22 protein-coding genes and 1 pseudogene are annotated in these 18162 nt (G+C 68.3%); 10 read left to right on the top strand and 13 right to left on the bottom strand.

The genetic code is table 11. The features are described from left to right. Positions 1 to 43: 43 nt before the first annotated feature. Positions 44 to 694, bottom strand: a complete 651-nt coding sequence (locus tag PA27867_RS17780; RefSeq protein WP_066598388.1) for a DNA-3-methyladenine glycosylase — start codon at positions 692 to 694, stop codon at positions 44 to 46. Positions 695 to 821: 127 nt separating this feature from the next. On the opposite strand from PA27867_RS17780, the gene PA27867_RS17775 reads away from it, so the two are divergent. From PA27867_RS17775 to PA27867_RS17765, 3 genes are all read left to right on the top strand, one after another. Continuing rightward, the gene (locus PA27867_RS17775; protein ID WP_066598387.1) at positions 822 to 1088 is read left to right on the top strand and encodes a hypothetical protein; all 267 of its coding nucleotides are present in this window, start codon (positions 822 to 824) and stop codon (positions 1086 to 1088) included. A gap of 410 nt (positions 1089 to 1498) precedes the next feature. Further along, positions 1499 to 1801 (top strand): hypothetical protein, encoded by a 303-nt coding sequence (locus PA27867_RS17770; RefSeq protein WP_066598386.1) that lies wholly within the window; start codon positions 1499 to 1501, stop codon positions 1799 to 1801. A 4-nt stretch (positions 1802 to 1805) separates the two neighbouring features. Beyond that, positions 1806 to 2351, top strand: coding sequence for a hypothetical protein (locus PA27867_RS17765; RefSeq protein ID WP_157109285.1), 546 nt, complete (start codon positions 1806 to 1808; stop codon positions 2349 to 2351). Positions 2352 to 2375: 24 nt separating this feature from the next. Here the strand turns inward: PA27867_RS17765 and PA27867_RS17760 are convergent, their stop codons facing one another. The 3 genes from PA27867_RS17760 to PA27867_RS17750 form a co-directional block, all read right to left on the bottom strand. Continuing rightward, complete coding sequence (locus PA27867_RS17760) at positions 2376 to 3698, bottom strand: MFS transporter (RefSeq protein WP_066598384.1); 1323 nt, start codon at positions 3696 to 3698, stop codon at positions 2376 to 2378. A gap of 75 nt (positions 3699 to 3773) precedes the next feature. Then, the gene (locus tag PA27867_RS17755) at positions 3774 to 4277 is read right to left on the bottom strand and encodes a GNAT family N-acetyltransferase (RefSeq protein ID WP_066598383.1); all 504 of its coding nucleotides are present in this window, start codon (positions 4275 to 4277) and stop codon (positions 3774 to 3776) included. A gap of 9 nt (positions 4278 to 4286) precedes the next feature. Beyond that, a complete protein-coding gene (locus tag PA27867_RS17750; RefSeq protein ID WP_066598382.1) occupies positions 4287 to 4751 on the bottom strand; it encodes a VOC family protein in 465 nt (154 codons plus the stop codon). A gap of 101 nt (positions 4752 to 4852) precedes the next feature. On the opposite strand from PA27867_RS17750, the gene PA27867_RS17745 reads away from it, so the two are divergent. From PA27867_RS17745 to PA27867_RS17730, 4 genes are all read left to right on the top strand, one after another. Next, complete coding sequence (locus tag PA27867_RS17745; protein WP_066598381.1) at positions 4853 to 5857, top strand: helix-turn-helix transcriptional regulator; 1005 nt, start codon at positions 4853 to 4855, stop codon at positions 5855 to 5857. 156 nt (positions 5858 to 6013) lie between these two features. Further along, a complete protein-coding gene (locus PA27867_RS17740) occupies positions 6014 to 6520 on the top strand; it encodes a hypothetical protein (RefSeq protein ID WP_157109284.1) in 507 nt (168 codons plus the stop codon). Positions 6521 to 6533: 13 nt separating this feature from the next. Then, complete coding sequence (locus PA27867_RS17735; protein WP_066598379.1) at positions 6534 to 6791, top strand: hypothetical protein; 258 nt, start codon at positions 6534 to 6536, stop codon at positions 6789 to 6791. Between the two features lie 137 nt (positions 6792 to 6928). Then, positions 6929 to 7552, top strand: a complete 624-nt coding sequence (locus PA27867_RS17730; protein ID WP_066598378.1) for a hypothetical protein — start codon at positions 6929 to 6931, stop codon at positions 7550 to 7552. Between the two features lie 138 nt (positions 7553 to 7690). On the opposite strand, the gene PA27867_RS17725 is transcribed toward PA27867_RS17730, so the two are convergent. Next, positions 7691 to 8593 (bottom strand): LysR family transcriptional regulator, encoded by a 903-nt coding sequence (locus PA27867_RS17725; protein WP_066598377.1) that lies wholly within the window; start codon positions 8591 to 8593, stop codon positions 7691 to 7693. A 72-nt stretch (positions 8594 to 8665) separates the two neighbouring features. Here PA27867_RS17725 and PA27867_RS17720 point away from each other — a divergent pair, with 72 nt between their 5' ends. Next, a complete protein-coding gene (locus PA27867_RS17720) occupies positions 8666 to 9604 on the top strand; it encodes a DMT family transporter (RefSeq protein ID WP_066598376.1) in 939 nt (312 codons plus the stop codon). An 81-nt stretch (positions 9605 to 9685) separates the two neighbouring features. Then, positions 9686 to 10474 carry a hypothetical protein gene (locus tag PA27867_RS17715; RefSeq protein WP_157109283.1) on the top strand — a complete coding sequence of 263 codons (789 nt, stop codon included), beginning with the start codon at positions 9686 to 9688 and terminating at the stop codon, positions 10472 to 10474. A gap of 101 nt (positions 10475 to 10575) precedes the next feature. Here the strand turns inward: PA27867_RS17715 and PA27867_RS17710 are convergent, their stop codons facing one another. The 3 genes from PA27867_RS17710 to PA27867_RS17700 form a co-directional block, all read right to left on the bottom strand. Continuing rightward, positions 10576 to 10950 carry a hypothetical protein gene (locus tag PA27867_RS17710; protein ID WP_066598374.1) on the bottom strand — a complete coding sequence of 125 codons (375 nt, stop codon included), beginning with the start codon at positions 10948 to 10950 and terminating at the stop codon, positions 10576 to 10578. Between the two features lie 228 nt (positions 10951 to 11178). Further along, positions 11179 to 11715, bottom strand: a complete 537-nt coding sequence (locus tag PA27867_RS17705; RefSeq protein ID WP_066598373.1) for a DUF1697 domain-containing protein — start codon at positions 11713 to 11715, stop codon at positions 11179 to 11181. Positions 11716 to 11938: 223 nt separating this feature from the next. Next, positions 11939 to 12415, bottom strand: coding sequence for a MarR family winged helix-turn-helix transcriptional regulator (locus PA27867_RS17700; RefSeq protein ID WP_066598372.1), 477 nt, complete (start codon positions 12413 to 12415; stop codon positions 11939 to 11941). A 62-nt stretch (positions 12416 to 12477) separates the two neighbouring features. On the opposite strand from PA27867_RS17700, the gene PA27867_RS17695 reads away from it, so the two are divergent. Then, the gene (locus PA27867_RS17695; RefSeq protein ID WP_066598371.1) at positions 12478 to 13746 is read left to right on the top strand and encodes a multidrug effflux MFS transporter; all 1269 of its coding nucleotides are present in this window, start codon (positions 12478 to 12480) and stop codon (positions 13744 to 13746) included. A gap of 102 nt (positions 13747 to 13848) precedes the next feature. Here PA27867_RS17695 and PA27867_RS17690 read toward each other — a convergent pair whose 3' ends face one another. The 5 genes and pseudogenes from PA27867_RS17690 to PA27867_RS17670 all read right to left on the bottom strand — a co-directional run bounded on the left by PA27867_RS17690 (position 13849) and on the right by PA27867_RS17670 (position 18089). Then, positions 13849 to 14814: a sugar kinase gene (locus PA27867_RS17690; RefSeq protein WP_236900758.1), complete on the bottom strand. Its 966-nt coding sequence runs from the start codon at positions 14812 to 14814 to the stop codon at positions 13849 to 13851. Beyond that, positions 14807 to 15046, bottom strand: a pseudogene (locus PA27867_RS17685) (keto-deoxy-phosphogluconate aldolase); the annotation flags it as partial. The pseudogene PA27867_RS17685 and the gene PA27867_RS17690, both read right to left, overlap by 8 nt. A gap of 81 nt (positions 15047 to 15127) precedes the next feature. Beyond that, positions 15128 to 15664, bottom strand: coding sequence for a 2'-5' RNA ligase family protein (locus tag PA27867_RS17680; protein ID WP_157109282.1), 537 nt, complete (start codon positions 15662 to 15664; stop codon positions 15128 to 15130). Positions 15665 to 15717: 53 nt separating this feature from the next. Continuing rightward, a complete protein-coding gene (locus PA27867_RS17675) occupies positions 15718 to 17322 on the bottom strand; it encodes a sensor histidine kinase (RefSeq protein ID WP_066598368.1) in 1605 nt (534 codons plus the stop codon). Beyond that, entirely contained in the window at positions 17319 to 18089 is a 771-nt protein-coding gene (locus tag PA27867_RS17670) for a response regulator transcription factor (RefSeq protein WP_269465870.1), read from the bottom strand. The genes PA27867_RS17675 and PA27867_RS17670 overlap by 4 nt, the downstream gene beginning before the upstream one ends. Positions 18090 to 18162: the final 73 nt, after the last annotated feature.

Here is an 18162-nt window from a genome sequence, read left to right as displayed (position 1 = left end):
TTTCGGACCATGACGTAATGATCAGGCTGCGTTCAGCGAAACGTCAGGCTACCGACGAAGGGCGGGCCTTCTTGTAGGCGGAGACCGAGGGCTCGCCGGGCAGCCAGTAACGCCAGGGGAAGTCCTCGGTGCCGCTTGGGCCGCTCAGGCCCACGCGCGGCCCGGTGAGGTGCGGCACGGCGACCGGATGCTCGGGCACCCAGACGCTCCACGGTCCGCCGAACAGGTCGTCGCCGTCGTTGTCCCGCGTGGCCGCCAGACTCTGCGCCACGCACGCCGGGCCGCGGGCCAGCTCCCAGTCGCGCAGTGGGCTGCTGCGCGGCTTCTTCAGGCGCCGGGCGAGGGCCAGGTCGGCACCCGCCACCACCTCGCCGGCGCGGATCAGGCAGCCGTACGGTTGCCCGGCCCGGCCGGTGACGAGGTTGATCGCGTGGTGCATCCCGTAGGTGAAGTAGCAGTAGAGGTGCCCGGCTTCGCCGAACATGCTCGCGGTGCGGGCCGTTTTGCCCCGGTAGGCGTGGGCGCCCGGGTCGCGCTCGCCGCCGTACGCCTCCACCTCGGTGAGACGGATGGCCACGGTGCCGTGCGCATCCGCCCGTTGCAGCACGCAGCCCAGCAGCTCGGGCCCCACCTCGAGCGAGTCGCGGGCGAAGAAGTCCCGCGTCGCCGGCCGGAAGCCCGTGAGATGGTCCATCGCTCCACCGTACCCGCGAGACCGTACCCGCGAGCCGCCCGGTCCAACCACGCGCGGCTGGGCGCTGTCAAGCTGTATACACTCACGTTCTTTAGGCCTAGCCTGAGGTGTCGATCGAGGAGGCGTGATGCAGGCGTATACCCTCACGGTCGGCGATCGCCCGTTCCGGTTGCACAGATCGTGCGATGTGGCCGAACTCACGACGGCACTGACCAGCGCGGTGCGAGCCGGCGGCGGAATGGTCTCGCTGCCCGTGGCCGGAGACGTAACGGTGGCGGTTCTCGTGTCGCCGGGCGTGTGCGTGGTGCTGGAGATCCACGAGGTGGAACTGGCGACGGGCGTGGCCGGCGAGGTCGACTTTCCCTGGCTCGCCGCGGACGACCTCGAGTACTGACACTCACGCTTTCGCCGAAATCGTATGCAATTCGGCCACCTAGACGGGCGCTCGATCGGGCGACAGCCGGCGCCCGGGCCCGTCGAAATCCGGCCGGACCGGCCCCGATTCAACACGCCCGGGAACGATCGTGCCTGTTATCGGGGCCTTGACTGCGGTTGACTGAATCGATGGGGAACACACGGAACACCTGTCGAACCGTCTTTGTCTCTCTCGGGGGAATTGCCCTCGCGGCTGGATTGGCCGCCTGCACGCCCGGTGAACCCCAGCCCACCGCCAGCGCTCCGGTCGCGGCGAGCGCTTCTCCCGCCGCGACGGCCACGCCCGCTCCGACGGCCTCCATCGATCCAGCCGAAACCGCCGCTTGGGCCGCCGGCACCGTGCCCACCAGCGGGTCGGACGGATTCAAAATGGCCCAGAACGGACGATTCCAGGGTGGTGCGCCGGGGTCGTTCTCGCTCACGGCGTCGACTCTGCCGGCCGGCAGCTACTCGGTATACCTGGCGTGCCGAGGCGACGCAGACACCACCGTGACCGTCAGCGCGAACAACGCCGCCGGTACGACGCTGACCAGCGGATGCTCAGACGTCTCCTCGGGCATGACGTTCTCCACCACCAGCGATGGTACGGAGTTCACCCTGCTCAGCGACAGTGAAGCGCCCGTGGAATGGGCCCTCGCTGTCACCGAGTTGCTGCCCGGTGCGGAAGGGTGATGCCGTGAGTCGCACGCAGAGAAGTTCGCGCACCTTCATCGGCGCCCTGGGGATCCTGATCGCGACGGTGGGACTGGCGGCGTGTAGCAGCCCCGGCGGACCGGCGGCCGGCGGCACCCCCGCGCCGGTTCCCAGTACCTCGGCCACTCCGACGGCAGCACCCACCCCGACTCCAGCCGCCACCTGGAACTCCGAGGCGTCGGCAGACTTCGCCGGCAAGGTGTTCCCGATCACCGGAACCGACCAGTACGTCTTCTACACCAACAGCCAGATCACGGCCGCCGAGGAGAGCAGGTCCGGCGTGACCGCGGATGTCGCTCCGGGCAGCTACGCACTGCAACTGGCCTGTCAGGGCGGCGAGGATAATTCGATCACCGTCACCGCGACATCCGCGGGCGTCGAAGCCACTGAGGTCACCGCGTCCTGCGACGAGACCATACAGTCGGTGCCCTTCACCATGGTCAACACCGGGGCCACGCTGAACTCGGTCGGAACCGGAACCGACCCGGTGCTCTGGGCCGCGGTCATCGCGACCCTGCCGGGCGGGTAGGAGCCGGGCGGTAGGCCGGCCGGCTCAGGCCATGCGGCTGGGCTTGGCCCGCACGGGTAACAGCAGGAGCAGCCCTACCAGCAGCACGAGCATGATGCCCAGGATGCCCCAGTAGGTTTCGCCGAACAGCGTCACCATGAGGGCGAACGCGGTGGGCGCCAGGAAGCTGGCGGCCCGGCCGGTGGTGGCGTACAGGCCGAACACCTCGCCCTCACGGCCGGCCGGGATGATGCGGGCCAGGAAGGTGCGACTGGCGGACTGGGCCGGGCCCACGAACAGGCAGAGGGCGAGTCCGGCCGTCCAGAAGACGATCTGGCCGCCGTCGTGCAGCAGGAACACCAGGCTTCCGCTGACGATCAGGCCCACCAGGGCCGTGATGATCACGGGCTTGGCGCCGAGCCTGTCGTCGAGCACGCCCACGCTGATGGTGGCGATGCCGGCGACCACGTTGGCGGCGATGGCGAAGATGATCACCTCGCCGGGCGAGAACCCGAACGCCGAGGCCGCGAGCACCCCGCCGAACGTGAACACCCCGGCCAGGCCGTCCCGGAACACGGCGCTCGCCACGAGGAAGTACACCGTCTGCCGGCTGGTGCGCCAGAGCCGGGCCACGTCGTGGCCTAGCTCGACGTAGGACTGCAGGAAGCCCACCTTGGCGCGCCGTTCGGCATCCGGAGCCTGGTACTCGGGCACCCGCAGCAGCAACGGCAGCGCGAACAGGCCGAACCAGGCCGCGGCAATGAGCATGGTCACCCGCACCGCCAGGCCGTTCTCACTCGTGACGCCGAACAGGCCCACCTCGGGGTTGATGAAGCCGAAGTAGACGATGAGCAGCAGCACGATGCCGCCGATGTAGCCCATGCCCCAGCCGAAGCCGCTGACCTTGCCGATGGTGCGCGGGGTGGACACCTGGGCAAGCATGGCGTTGTAACTCACCCCGGCCAGCTCGAAGAACACATTGCCCGCGGCGAGCAGCACCAGGCCCAGCAGCAGGAACTCGGGGGAGGCCTGCACGAAGAACATGGCGGCGGTGAGGGCCACCACGATGAAGGTGTTCACGCCGAGCCAGTACTTGCGCCGGCCGGAGGAGTCCGAGCGGGCGCCGGTGACGGGGGCCAGCACCGCGATGAGGAAGCCCGCGATGGCCAGCGCCCAGCCCAGCTGGGCGGCGATGACGTCTTTGTCGCCGAACGACGAGCCCGTGAGGTACACGGCGAAGACGAAGGTGGTGACCACGGCGTTGAACGCGGCCGACCCCCAGTCCCACAGGCTCCAGGCGAGCACGGCCGCGCGGGTGGGGGTGGGGCCGGCCGGGCTGGAGGTGGCGCCGTCGAGTGTCTCGGTCATGAGGCCAGACTAAGGCCGCACGGTGAACAGCGGGCGACGGATGTGCCCGCGCCCACGATCGGATTCCGGCCGGGCTCAGGCCGGCAGGGGCGTCTCGAGGGAACGGTACATCACGTGCAGGCCCACCGGACCGTTGACCGGGTGCCGGAATGCGGCGGGAACCGTGGCCAGCACGGTGAAACCCAGCGACTTCCACAGACTCACCGCGTTGTGGTTGGTCTCGACCACGGCGTTGAACTGCATGGCGTGGAAGCCCGCGTTCGCGGCCTGCACCAGCACGTGCTCGGCCAGGGCTCGGCCGATGCCGCGGCCGGCGGCCTGCGGGGCCACCATGAAGCCGGCGTTGGAGACATGGCTGCCGGCCGCGGGCTGGTTGGGGTGCAGCTCGGCGGTGCCGAGCACCTGGCCGTTGTCGTCCGCCACGAACACGCGCCCGCCCGGCTTGGCCATCCACCAGGTGTGGGCGGCCTCCTCGGTGGTGTCGCGCGGCCAGCAGTACGTCTCGCCGGCCGCCACGACGTCGCGCAGGAACGGCCAGATCTGGGCCCAGTCGTCCGCGCGTGCTTCCCGAATTTCCATCCCCCTAAATTACCGGGTCTCTGGGGCCGCCACGTCGAGAATCCAGGTGACGCCGAAGCCGTCGGTGAGCATGCCGAAGCCGGGGCTCCAGGCGGATGCGCCGAGGGGTTCGACGATCGACGCGCCGGCCGAGAGTGCGGTCCAGTACCCCTGCACCTCGCCCAGGGACTCGCCGCGCACGGAGACGAAGAACGGCTGGTCGGTGATGGTGACACCGTTCTCCCGGTGCGCGGAGCCCGAGACGGGGGCCGAAGCGCCGGACTGCCCCGGAATGTCGTACGCCATCACCCGGAAACCGTCGGGGGAGTCGACCTGGCCGAAGACGACGTTGTCGGCGCCCGGCGCATCCGTGGGCATGCCGAAGTCGGCGTAGCTGGCGATGGTGAGCCGGCCTCTGAACACGGACTGGTAGAACTCCAGGGCCGCTCGGGCGTCGCCGCGGAAGTTGAGGTGGGTGGTCGTGGTGATGGTCATCTCTGCTCCTAGTGAGAACGTGCCGGGCGTGATCCCGACAACAGCCACTCTGGCAACCGTCTAGGTCTGTTTCGGTCCTACACTCGACCTACGATCGAGACATGACCACGACCACCTCCCGGCTGCTCACCCTGCTGTCGCTGCTGCAGACCCGGCGCGACTGGCCCGGTGCGCTTTTGGCCGAGCGGCTGGCGATCAGCCACCGCACGGTGCGCCGCGACGTCGAGCGCCTGCGCGAGATGGGCTACAGCATCCAGGCCACGATGGGGCCGGATGGCGGGTACCGCCTCGACGCCGGAAGCGAGCTGCCCCCGCTGCTCTTCGACGACGACCAGGTGGTCGCCCTCACCGTGGCCCTGCAGGCGGCGGCCGTGACCGGGGTGGGGATCGAGGAGGCGGCGCTGCGTGCCCTCACGACGGTGCGGCAGGTGATGCCGGCGCGCCTCCGCCATCGCCTCAACGCCCTCGAGTTCACGACCCTGCCGCGTCGGCCGGGTGACCCGGCACCCCAGGCGGTGTCGACGGATGTGCTCATCGCCATCTCGACGGCCGTGCGCGCCCGCGAGGTGCTGCGCTTCGAATACGCGGGTCGAGACTGGGGCAGCGAGGGCCATGCTGTGCCGCCCCGACGCGTTGAGCCGCACGACCTGGTGACCAGCCAGGGGCGCTGGTACCTCGTGGCGTGGGATCTCGACGCCGACGACTGGCGGCTCTTCCGCGCCGACCGCATCACCCCGCGCATCCCGACCGGGCCGCGATTCACCCCCCGCGAGATCCCCGGCGGCAGCGCTACCGACTACGTCGCCGGCCGCTTCACCGGGTCTGACCAGGCCGGCCGGTGGCCCTGTGTCGGCACCGTGATCCTCGGCCGGTCCGCCCGCGACGTGCTCCCCTTCGCCGGCGACGGCATCGTCGAAGACCTCGGGCCCGACCGCTGCCGCCTGGAGACAGGCTCGTGGTCGTGGATCGCGCTCGCCGCGTCGCTCAACCGCTTCGACACGGACGTGGAGGTGATCGGCCCGCCCGAGCTCAGCGCCGCCTTTGGCCGGTTGGCCGCGCGCAATGCGGCCACGGCCGAACAGGCTCCGGACGACTCTGGTCGGTAGCGATGCAGCGGCCGGACGATGCCGGCGGCAGGACCGCGCCGGGCGGCACGTGCGTAGTATGGGCGATTCGGTTGCAACGCATCAGGGGGACCCAATCAGCGCTACCGCCAGAATTCTTGACACAGTCGAACGTCGCCGGTCGATGGGCCACCCTGCATGAGAAACGCAGCGTGGGCGCTCGCCGGAGTTGCAGTCAGTCTCGTGTTCGTCTGCGGAATCGGAATTCTCACCATCCAGAGAACCGGTCTGCTGGGCGGTGCCGTCTACAACCTGAGCAATCAACTGGTGTGGGTGACCACGCCTGGGCCCGCGCTCCTGCCGCTGCTCGCCGTCGCAGCTTTGAGCGTTCTCGTGGTGTTCGTTCTTGTTACCGCGATGCGGAACCGCCCCAGGCGATCGCAATCGCTGTTTCGAGTGAGCTTCGCCGTGGCAACGGCCGCGCTCATCGGTGTCTCACTGTGGTCGCTGGTGGCCGGCTACGCGGAGAACGGACTCACGCGGGGCTTCTCGCTGGGAGTGCTCGGCTGGATCGAAGAGGGCGGCGCCAGTTCGGTGGTGCATGTGGTGCTGCTGTTCATGCTGGCGGTGCTGTGGGTGCGACGTGACACGGGGCGGACCCCGCGGGGGCTCCCGGCCGATGCAGAGTCGGCCGCCGGCCGTTGAGGGAGGGACAACCGTGAAACGGTGGATCGCCGGGGCGGCAGCCCTACTTGGGCTGAGCCTGCTCGCTCTGGCCGTCGCCGTCATCTACGGGAATCTCGGGCTCTCGCGTGGGGAACAGTGGGGCAGCCTGGACGGCCCTGAGCCGGTCTGGCCGGCGGTCGTGGGATTCGGCGCGCTCTGGGCCATACCGATCAGCGCGATCATTCTTGTTGGATTGGTCGCGGTAGCGATTGTGCGCGCCTACCTGCCCAAGTCGGGCTCCGACAGCTAGCGCGACTCAGCACGGTTCCCGCAACGAAATTCGGTCTGACGTTGGCGTAGCGTGGCCGTGCTGCCCGGCTTCCGAATGAGCCGTGCTCGTACGAACACCCTGCTCCGCACAGCTCCGTTGAGACCAGAGGTTCACAGATGACCGACTCGTTCTTTCCCGAGATTCCCGCCCGTTCATATACCGACGACGACGACTTGACACCGTTCGATGTTGCCGGCTGGATGGGGCCGCGGTGGCACGAGATGCCCGTGTCCGTCGGAACGCCCGTAGAGCTGGGCCGGTCCGACTCCACGGTGATCCTGGTCGACGGGTTCCGCTGCTTCAGCGAGGGATTCCTGCTTCGTCTGAACATCCGTATCAATGAGGTCGGACTGCAGGCGCGTCAACGAGTCTTCGCGTACCTGAACCGGGCGCACGGTCGCGGCCACATGGATCAACAGTTCCAGCCCGATGGGCTTCGGTGGGGCATCCAATACAGTGACGGGCGGATGGTTTCCACCCAGAGTGAGTCACCGTGGGCCGGCACGGGGGAGATCGAGACGCTCGCCGGCGACGGACCTGTGATCGAGGGCATGGACCGTCCCCAGGTCTTCATGGATTCCTGGGCACGCGACTTCTGGATCTGGCCGACGCCGCCTCAGGGCGAACTCCTGATCGGCGTCGAATGGGCCGAGCGGGGGATCGCGGAGACGGTCACTCGTTTCGACGCCGAGCCCCTGCGGGAAGGGTCGCGGTTGGTTCGACCCCTGTGGCCGCGTTGAGTTCCGGCCGGCCCTCCTCATCTCAGCCCATTCAGTGGCTTGGCACGGCCTGCGAATCACTGAGCTGACCATTGGCTCGTTGACTGGTCGACAGGTAGGAAGGGCCCGCCAGAGAGCCAACGAAAACAGATCGAATGATCATCGGACGAGAGCCTCGGCGATGGTCCTGATCTGCGACAGGACCGCCTTCGTGTTGGCACGCTCCAGGGTTTCCGGTCGCGCCAGGCAGTCGATGTGCCGACCGAGGTCGGTGCGGGCGAGCGGGCGAAGAACCAGGTTCGGATGGTCGCGAAGGTCGGTCGTGTACCGGGGCATCAGTGCGACGCATCCGCTCGCCTCGACCACCGAGGCCGCAACGGCGAACTCGTTGATCTGGTGCAGTACACGTGCCTCGCGGCCGCCGATGCCCGCGATCACCGACAGGGCCTGCCGGAGGGGGAACCCCTCGTGCACGGCGACCCAGGCCTCGTCGTGGAGATCCGCGGGCTCGATCGCGGCCCTGGAGGCAAGCGGGTGATCGCGACGGACCGCGATATCGAGCGGCTCGTACAGGAGCGGCTCGACCCGGACCGATGTCGGCCAGCGCGGGCTGCCGACCATCCGGTGGGCGAGAACCAGATCGTGATCGGTGGTGAGGAGGGGGAAGTCCTCCTGGGCCACGTCGAAGTCGCTCACCTGCACATCGGGCCGGTCCGGGCTCAGGCTGGCGGCGATCAGCGGTCCGAAGACGGCCAGCCCCACACTGTGGAAGGCCGCCACCGATACCGTGCCCAGCTGGTCGCCCTGGAAGCGAGCCACTGCCTGTCCGGCGCGTTCCAGCGCCACTTCCACGTCGATCGCCGCCAGCGCCAGCGCCCGCCCGGCGTCGGTGAGTACCGTGCGGCGACCGTGTCTGGCTGTCAACGGAGCGGCCGAGGTGCGCTGCAGGGCGCTGATCTGTTGCGAGACCGACGAGGGCGTCACATACAACGCCGCTGCGACGGCGGCAATGCTGCCGCGGTCGCCCAACTCACGCAACGCTCGCAACTGACCCAGTTCCATAAGCTCAAACTAACGTATTGCGCCCGAAACCCCTCTCTTGTCTTAGCCAAGCTCGTCCCGGACGATGGTGACATGCCCGTCCTCCTCAGCCCCTTCCGCGTCGACCTGCTCCTGCTCCTGGTCGCCGCCAGCTGGGGGTCGACCTACCTCGTCGGCAAAGAACTCGTCACACCCCAATCCGTCGTCGCACTGCTCGCGCTCCGGATGTTGCTGGCCGCCGGCATCCTGGCCGCAATCGTGGCCGGGCAGCGGCGCCGCGTCACCGCGAGCGAACTGCGGGTGGGGGTGCTGCTCGGCGTGGTGCTGGCTGCCGTGTTCGTGTTCGAAACCTTCGGGATCGCCCACACCTCGGCCACGAACGCCGGGCTCATCATCAGCCTGACGATCGTGTTCACGCCGCTTCTCGACTCGGCGGTCTCCGGTCGCCGACTGCCCGGCCGGTTCTCCGCCGCCGCCACGATCGCCATCGTGGGCGTCGCGCTGCTGGCCAGCAACGGCGTCTTCCAGGCACCGAGTCTCGGGGATGTGCTCATCCTGATCGCAGCGATCATCCGCGCCGTGCACGTCACCTCGATGTTCGTCCTATCCGGCACTAAGCCGATGGACTCGCTGCACCTCACCACCGTGCAGCTGGCCACCTGCGCGATGATCTTCTCGGTGGCGTCCCTCTTCTACGGCGACTCCATCCCGCACTTCCTTGGCCACCTCGACCCGGGACGCTGGGCCTTGTTCCTCTATCTCGTCCTGGCCTGCACGGTCTTCGCGTTCCTCGTGCAGACGTGGGCGGTGCGGCGCACCTCGCCCTCGCGGGTGAGCCTGCTGCTCGGCACCGAGCCGATCTGGGCCGCCGTCGTGGGTATCACTGTCGCACGTGACGCCGTGGGCCTTGCCGGTTTCCTCGGCATCGCCCTCATCCTCGCCGGCACCGCGTGGGGCCGGTCCATCGAGGAACGGCACCGCCTCGCCCCGAGTGTTCGGCTGGCGGCACCCGCGACCGCAAGCGCGAGGTGACGGGCGTGGGTCGCTCGAGCGGGCATCCGTTCGCTGCGCGCGACCGGCCGCTGCCGAGCGAGCGCACGTTACGTTAGCCCTATGGATAGACCATCCGTCGCAGGACGTGCCGTTGCCGGCATGCTCGTGGCGTTGACCCTCGCGATCACCGTGACCTCCTGCGCCCCGTCGCCGACGACCACCTACCGGGCCGATAGCGGGGAAACGGTTACCGTGGACTGGGCCGACTATCCGGGACACGCCGGTATGGACGCCGCGGACGTACTGCGAGCTCCTCCTGCCGAGGAGATCAGGACGGTGTCGGCCAGCATCCTGGGAGAGATCGAAGCCCACCTCAGCGATGAATTCGCGCTCGAATGGGAAGACGGGCCGTATGGCAACGAGGGCAGGCTCTACTCGCCAGAGGGCAACGGCTACGGCGGCGAATCGCTGTACGTCACGTTCAACTCCGGCGAACGCGAGAGCTTGGGCATCCCCTCGCGTGTGGAGGACTGGACTCGCATCATGGAGCTCATCTCCGACGTGACGAGCGCGCACGGCCTGGGCGCACTGAAACGTGAAACGATCGACCCCGAACGCGCGGCCGAGAATGCTGAGCGGTCCGGGTCGGACGACCCGGCCGCACAATGGCAATGGTCCGGCAGCGCATTCGGGGATTCGCAGTGGTTATCGGTGTCCATGAACGACATCGACCGGGATCGGTCCGGCAAAGCCGCAGGGAAGATTGGGGTCGACGACGGCTGGAACCCTCGGTCGGTACAGATCTCCTACGGTGCCACGACCTTGGGGTCGAAGGATCGAGTCGCCTTCGTCGATCGGATCGAACCGTTCGAGGGATTGCCCCTACCGAAGTCCACTACCTCCGACTGAGCGCTGCCGCGGGCAAGCCCCTGCGCGCCAGTCGGAGACGGTCCGGTTGCGGGGCCGGGGATTGTCACGATCCTGCCCAACGGGGTGGTGCCGGGCGCAGGTCAATGCCAGAAAGTCGAGCTCAGCAGCCGTACGACGATCACGGGAGCGCCGTTCATGCGGTCCGACAGGATTTGGGCTTGGTGCACCGCGTGACCGATCGAATTGTCGACCCCAACCCTCAGATTGCCGGATGTGTTGCCCTCCGTGACGGCGTAGTAGGCGGACAGATCTGTCCCGGCGCTCGGTTCATAGCGGCTTGGCCACAGCCGTACGAGTTGACCTTCGCTGATAACCGCGCGCTTTTCGAGAAGGTGCAGATTCGTGTAACCCATCGGAATCGACTCCCTCGGTTGTTCAGGGTCGAATTCGCCGAGGATGGTCGGCGACAGGCCGCTGTTGGTTTCGTACAGGCGGGCAGCGACTCCGCTCGCCATTCGGTGTCTTCTCTCATCGACAGGATCGGTGGCGCGGATGTCATTGCCCCAGTCAACAACATCTGGGCCCGTTCGGCACTCGCTGATGCGACCACCTCACGTGTCCCGCCCTCCGAGTCCGTCTTCGGAGGACGCAGCGACTCGTGAACTGTGAGCAAGAAGCACAGATCGTGATCGTGTTGCCTTGGGCGACTGGGTCTAAACAGGCCGCGTCAGAGACCCCGTAACTCAGGTGTCCAGTAGTTTCAGGAGCCGGGTCGTGACCCGCCAGGTCCGCACGGTCATCTGCTGGAACATGGGCATTGCATAGAGCCGTTGGATGCGGGTTGTGGTTGCCCGGGCGGCGACGCGTGAGAAGTAGAGCGCTCCCGGTCCGGGCGCGATCGAATCCACTCCCTCGCGCAGCTCGGGTAGCTCAGCGAAAGCAGCTTCGGCCGTGAGCGGGAGTTTGAGGAAGAACACGTCGCTGCGCAATTGATCCGAGCCATGATCGGCGGGTGCTTGCGCTACGGTCGCGGCTAGTTCTTGGTGCGAACGAGTCAAGACGAGGATCGGGACGTTGAAACGCTCGTGGAGCATGTCCTCGATGGTGTTTTCGAGTTCGATGCCCCCACTGTCTGTTTCGAACAGGACGTTACCGCTTTGGCCATGTGTGCTGACGTTCGTGTAACCGGCCGCTCGAAATTCCGTCACAACGTCACTCATTGCGATCAGGTTGTTACCGCCCACGTTGATGCCACGTAGGAGTGCCACGAACGAAGTCACGGCGTGCTCACACGGGAACTACTCATCGCAAGGCGTCGCTGATGGCGGCGGCATGGCTAAACGCGGGGCTGGACACGAGATCCTCAGGCCGAAAACGTCGAATCGAGGTCATGATCCACGATGATACGCATCACCCAAAAAGAAGCTAGGGAGGCAAATCGCAGCGAGAGCGATGATCTCTGGGCAGCAATCCTTGACGAAGTCCGGATCCGCGTCAGGTGGTCTACGACCGGTGGGCTCTGCGGGCTTGAACGAGGCCGGCGGTCAGTCGCTCGATGAGCGCCGTCGTGTCCTCAACGCCGGCGAGGTCTCCGAGTGCGTCGCGCGCGTGTTCCCCCCATCCGGCTCGAATGACGGCGAGGTTGCGCGCGGCGCGTTCGGTGGGAAACAGTTGCACGCCGCGTCCGTCGGCTGGGTCGCTTCTCCGCTCGACGAAGCCGAGTCTTTCCAGCTCTCGCAACGAGGCGCTGAGGTTGCTGCGCAAGACACCGGTCGCGTCAGCGACATCACTCGGTGTCGCACCGGGGTTGCGATCGATGTACCGCATCACGTTGGCGTTGGCCGGCGTCAGGGAAATCGTTCCAGAGTCGCGATGTTCGCGGAAGCTCAATTCGCGCGCCGCCCGCAGAATGACTTCAGCCAGGTCTGCATAGCGATCCACGTCAGTCGGGATGGGGGAGGCGGGTGCATTCGGGAACATAATTTCAGTCTATCTTGTTGTGGAGATATAGTTACTTATTCACAACTACTTGAAAGAGCGTCATGTCCTCACCACAGCCACGGGCCACCGCGCCTACCTCAAGTCCTCTCAGTACCAAGTCAGAGGTCTCCAATGCTGGCGGAGTGTCCGCGGCCCTTCTTGTCGTCCTCGCTCTTCTCTCCGCGTTGGCACCGTTCGCCATCGACATGTATCTGCCGGCCTTCCCGACCATGACGGCCGATCTGAACACGTCTGCCACATCGATTCAACTCACACTCACTGCCTTCTTCATCGGAATCGCTGCCGGCCAACTTGTGTTCGGGCCGCTCTCCGATCGGTTTGGGCGCGTTCGCCCACTCGTGATCGGGAGCATCCTTCTGATCCTCGCCAGCGCGGCCGCTGCGCTTGCACCGACAGTGGGCATCCTCATCGTGGCCCGCTTCGTGCAGGGGTTGACCGGCGCCGCCGGAATGGTGGTGGGCCGGGCGATAGTGTCAGACCTCGCCGTCGGCAAGCCGGCGGCGCGCGCGTTCAGCCTGATGATGGTCGTCAGTGGAGTCGCACCCGTGCTCGCGCCGTTCGTTGGAAGTCTGCTGGTCGGGCCGGTCGGCTGGCGCGGAGTGCTGTGGGTGGTAACCGCATTGTCGGTTCTGATGCTTGCCGCCGTGCTCCTGGTTGTGAGGGAATCGCACCCAGCGGAACGCCGCGCTCACGCGCGAATCCGGGTGCCCGGAGAGGCGTCACCTATGCGGGCGCTCTGGTCGCGAGTATTCATCGCGAACACTGTCACGTTCATCTTCGCCTTCGCGGTCATGATGGCCTACATCTCGGCATCGCCGTTCGTGTACCAGGTGATGATCGGAATGGGTCCCGTCACATACGGAATCACCTTCGGTGTGAACGCCCTGGGGCTGGTGGGTGCTAGCGCGTTCTCCGCTCGACTCGCTCACGCCGTCGGTCCGGCCCGGGTGCTGCAGATCGGGATCGCGGTGATGTTGGTCTCAACCGCGGCCCTGTTCGTGCTCGTCGTCACGGGTGCACCGGCAGCTACCTTCATCGTCCCGATCTTTATCGCCGTGGCGAGCGTTGGCCTGGTTCTCGGCAATGCCACGGCGCTCGCACTGGGCGCGGTTCCCAAGGCGGCGGGAACCGCATCGGCGGTACTTGGCGCGGCCCAGTTCGCTCTGGCCGCCCTCGTGTCACCGATGGTGACCATAGCCGGTGAGGACACAGCACTCCCACTGGCGATCACGATGCTCGCCGCCGCGGTCATCGCGTTGATTGGCATCATTACCGCTCGCAACTCAACGCGCGAAGCCATCCGCCGCTAGGAGCGTGCCGTGGCGATTGCCGGCACCTCGACCGCCGGATTGAGGCGAACATCCCTGCTGACCGGTTGAAGTCAACGTGGGCGACGTTCGGATTGCGGCCGGTCAGCGGCTCACCGGCTCGGCCTGGTGCAGCAGGGCGAGCTCGTGCCGGCGCGGCATGCCCTCCCAGTCGCCGGGGGTGAGGCAGGCGAACGCGCCCGTGGTCACGGCGGTGCGCAACCGCTCGGCCACCGGCCGCCCGGCCACCAGTTCGGCCAGGTACCCGGCCACGAAGGCATCGCCGGCTCCCACGGTGTCCACCACCCGCACGGGCACCGCCGCCTGCCGGTGCTCGGTGCCGTCGACCAGGGCGAGGCAGCCGTCGGCGCCGAGCTTGATCAGCACCTGGTCGGGGCCGAGTGCGGCGATCGACCGGGCGAGGTCGGCCACGGAGGCAGTCTCGTCGGCGCCGGTGAGCAGCCTGGCCTCGTCCTCGCCGGCGAAGACCATCGTCGCGCTCGCCGCAACCTCCCGGTAGGCGGCGGCGGCGGCATCCCGGTCGCACCAGAGCGAGGCCCGATGGTTGACGTCGAACGACACCGGCACCCCGGCGGCCTGGGCGCGGGCCACGGCGGAAAGCACCGTGTCCCTGGCGCTGTCGGAGAGGGCGAGGCTGATGCCGGTGACGTGCAGCAGGGTGGCCTCCTCGATGAGGCCGGGCGCCACATCCGCCGGGGTCAGGCGGCTTCCGGCGCTACCGGAGCGGTAGTACCAGACCTTGACCGTGTCGCTCGTGCGGCGCTCCTTGATCATCAGCCCGGTGAGTGCCTCGGGGTCGACCGTGCCGTGCACATCCAACCCTTCGGCGCGGAGCTCGCGTAACACGCGCTCGCCCAGGCTGTCGGCACCCACCCGGCCCACCCAGCTGACCGGGGTGCCGAGCCGGGCCAGCGCGATCGCCAGGTTGCTCTCGGCGCCGCCGATGCCCAGCGCGAGCTCGTGCACGTGGGCCAGCGGAGCCGGTGTCTCGGCGCGCAGCAGCGCCATGGTCCCGCCGAGCGTGACAATCCGGCCGGTGCGCTCAACCACCGTGCACCGCCAAGGCGTCGACCGTGCGGCGGCAGAGGGCCGTGATCTCGGCGAACCGGCCGGCACCGATCAGCCCGCGCGGCACCATCCAACTGCCGCCGACGGCGAAGACCGACGGATGCGCGAGGTAGTCGGTGGCATTCCCGGCCGTAACCCCGCCGCTGGGCATGAAACGCATGGTGGGGAACGGCCCGGCCAGGGCGTCGAGCATCCCCAGACCGCCGAGCGCCCCGGCCGGAAAGAACTAGTGCGGCACGTGCTCCGGAGCGGCATGGGTAGTCATCCGACCATTTTAGCCGCCGCGGACAGCGTTTTATGCCCCCAGTGAACCCGGTTTTCTAGGGCTTAAGTCACAGTTCGCGAGGGGTTTTGGGGCGAGGAAGGGGTGGGCGGCCAGGACCGTGCGGCCGGCGGCGTGCGCGCGGGGGAGCATGTCGACCAGGGCGATCTGGCTCAGCGTGAGCGTGTCGCCGGGATGCAGTCTGGCGGGAGGTTTGTGCGTCACGTGGGCGCGGAAGTCCGGGCCGGCGAAGGCCGGTTCGTCGGGGGCCGTGGCGAACGGGCGGATGGCGTCGACCACGGCGTCGCGCAGCCGGTCGAGCCCGGCATGTGCCAGGAGCAGCGTGACGGGGATGTCGTGCCGCCGCCCGAACAGCTCGTCGGCGCCGGCGACGAGGGTGAGGGGCGGCTGGCCGGCCACGGCCGCATGGAGGGCGTCGCCGATGGCGGCGGGGGCGGCATCCGTCTGGAAGGGCGCCAGCACCGTGACGTGCAGCGGCCACTCGGCCACGGCGAAGCTCGCGCCGACCGTCAGCGGCGCCAGCGGGAGCACGACAACGAGGCGAGGCATGCCCAAACGTTACGCGAGCTGTGACTTAAGCACAGGGATTTCCGGGGCTTGGTTCACAGCTCGCTGGAGGGGCGGGAGGGGGCGGGCGGGAGCGGAATGGCGACCGTGAAGGTGCTGCCGGCGGGGGAGGAGAAGGCCCGGATGGTGCCGCCGTGCGCCTCGGCGATCGACTGGGCGATCGCCAGGCCGAGTCCGGTGCTGCGGGTGCCGCCGGATCCCGTTGCCCGGGAGGCGTCGCCGCGGGCGAACCTCTCGAAGATCACCGGGAGCAGGTCGGCGTCGATGCCCGGCCCGTTGTCCCGCACACTCAGCTGCACCGGCAGGCCCGGGCCGTCCACGCGCAGCGTGGTGGTCACGACGCTGCCGGCCGGGGTGTGGCCCTGTGCGTTGGAAAGCAGGTTCACCAGCAGCTGGTGCAGCCGTTCCCGGTCACCGCGCACGACGACCGCCGTGTCCGGCACCTCCGCGATCCAGGTGTGCCCCGGCGCGGAGGCCCGGGCATCGTTGACCGCGGTGAGCAGCAGGTCGGCAAGGTCCACGTCGTCGACGTGCAGGTCCTGTCCCTCGTCGAGGCGGGCGAGCAGCAGCAGGTCGGCCACGAGCGAGCTCATCCGCCGGGCCTCCGACTCGATGCGCGCGAGCGAGTACTCGGTCACCTCGGGCAGCTCCGCGCTGTCCTGCCGGGTGAGTTCGGCGTAGCCCTGGATGGCCGCGAGCGGGGTGCGCAGTTCGTGCGAGGCATCCGTGACGAACCGGCGCATGCGCCGGTCGGTCGCCGCCCGCACGCTCAGTGCCGTGTCGACGTGGTCGAGCAACTGGTTGAGCGCCTCGCCCACTTGGCCGGCCTCGGTGCGGGGGTCGGTGTCGGCGGGCGCCACGCGGGGCGCGATGCCGTGATCGCCCGCATCGAGCTTGAGCGAGGTGACGGCCACGGCCGTGTCGACCACCCGGCCGAGCGGGCGGAGCGCCAGGCGCACCACCACGATGGTGCCGACGATGGTTCCGATCAGGGCGAGCACGGTCAGGATGGCGATGGCCACTCCCTGACGCAGCTGCGCCTGGTCGGCCGCGGCCAGCGGCACGGCGGCCACGAGCACGTCGCCGTCATTGACCACCGTGGCCAGGCGGTAGCGACCCAGCTCGCCCAACTCGAGGGTGCGGTTGGGCGCCGTGCCGCCGGAGGCCTCGACCGACCGCGCGATGTCTGCGGCCACATCCGTGGTGAGCACCACGGCTCCGGTGTCGGAGAACAGGGCGGAGTCGACCACCTCGCCACGCCAGAGGATGGCGATCACGCTGCCGCGCCCGTGCCCGACGAAGTCGACGAGCGACTTGGTGCGCACCTCGCCGGTGTCGCGGGCGGCGGTGTCCGGATGACCGGCGCCCTTGTCGGTGTAGCCGCCCCCGCTGTAACCGGCGCCGCTGTGCCCGGCCCGGCTGTGGTCGGTGCCGTCCGTGGCACCGCCGGCGCTGTGGCCGAACTTGTCGACCGACCGGCTCAACGCCGAGATCGAGGCCGTCAGTTGCGCATCCGCCACCGTGATCGTCGACGTGCCCAGCGCCACGATGCTCAGGATGCCCGAGGCGAGCATCATGCTGGCCACGACGCCCGCGATGCCCACCACGAGGCGGCGCCGGAGGCTCCAGCGGGTGGTCACTCGGCAGCCCGCAGCAGGTACCCCACGCCGCGCACGGTCTGCAGCATCGGCGCCCGGTCGGCGTCGATCTTCTTGCGCAGGTAGGACACGTAGAGGTCCACGATGCTCGCCCTGCCGGCGAAGTCGTAGTTCCAGACCTCGTCGAGGATCTGCGCGCGGCTGAGAACCCGCATCGGATTGCGCATGAAGTAGCGCAGCAGGTCGAACTCCGTCGTGGTGAGCATGATGTCGGTCTCGCCGCGCCGCACCTGGTAGCTGGTCTCGTCGAGGCTGAGATCGCCGACCACGAGCCGGGAGCCGTCGTCGGGCGCGGCCTGCACGGCGCGGCGCAGCAGCCCGCGCAGCCGGGCCACGAGCTCCTCCAGGTTGAACGGCTTGGTCATGTAGTCGTCGCCGCCGGCCGTGAGACCGATGATGCGGTCGTCCACGGAGTCCCGCGCGGTCAAGAAGAGGGTGGGGGTGCTCGACCCGTTGTCGCGCAGGTGCCGCAGCACGCTCAGCCCGTCGGTGTCGGGCAGCATGATGTCCAGGATGATCACGTCCGGCCGGTTGGCGCGGTACGCGCGCAGCGCATCCTGACCGGTGTGCGCCACATCGACCAGCCAGCCCTCATAGCTGAGAGCGAGGCTCACCAGAGTAGTGAGGGTGTCTTCGTCGTCGACGAGCAGAACCCGGATGGCCGTTCCGTCGAGCCGGGAGATGCGCGGAAGCTTGGCGAGCACGGCGCGCCGGCGCACGGAGTCCGCAATCGGGTCGGGCGGGGGCAAGGCTGGCACACGATATTGTCTCAGGATTCGCCTGGGAGTGCCTCCCACGGGTATCCGGGGCCCTGAGCTTGTG

The sequence above is a fragment of the Cryobacterium arcticum genome, from assembly GCF_001679725.1.
GTDB lineage: Bacteria > Actinomycetota > Actinomycetes > Actinomycetales > Microbacteriaceae > Cryobacterium > Cryobacterium arcticum_A.
This window is presented reverse-complemented; position numbering and strand designations above follow the sequence as displayed.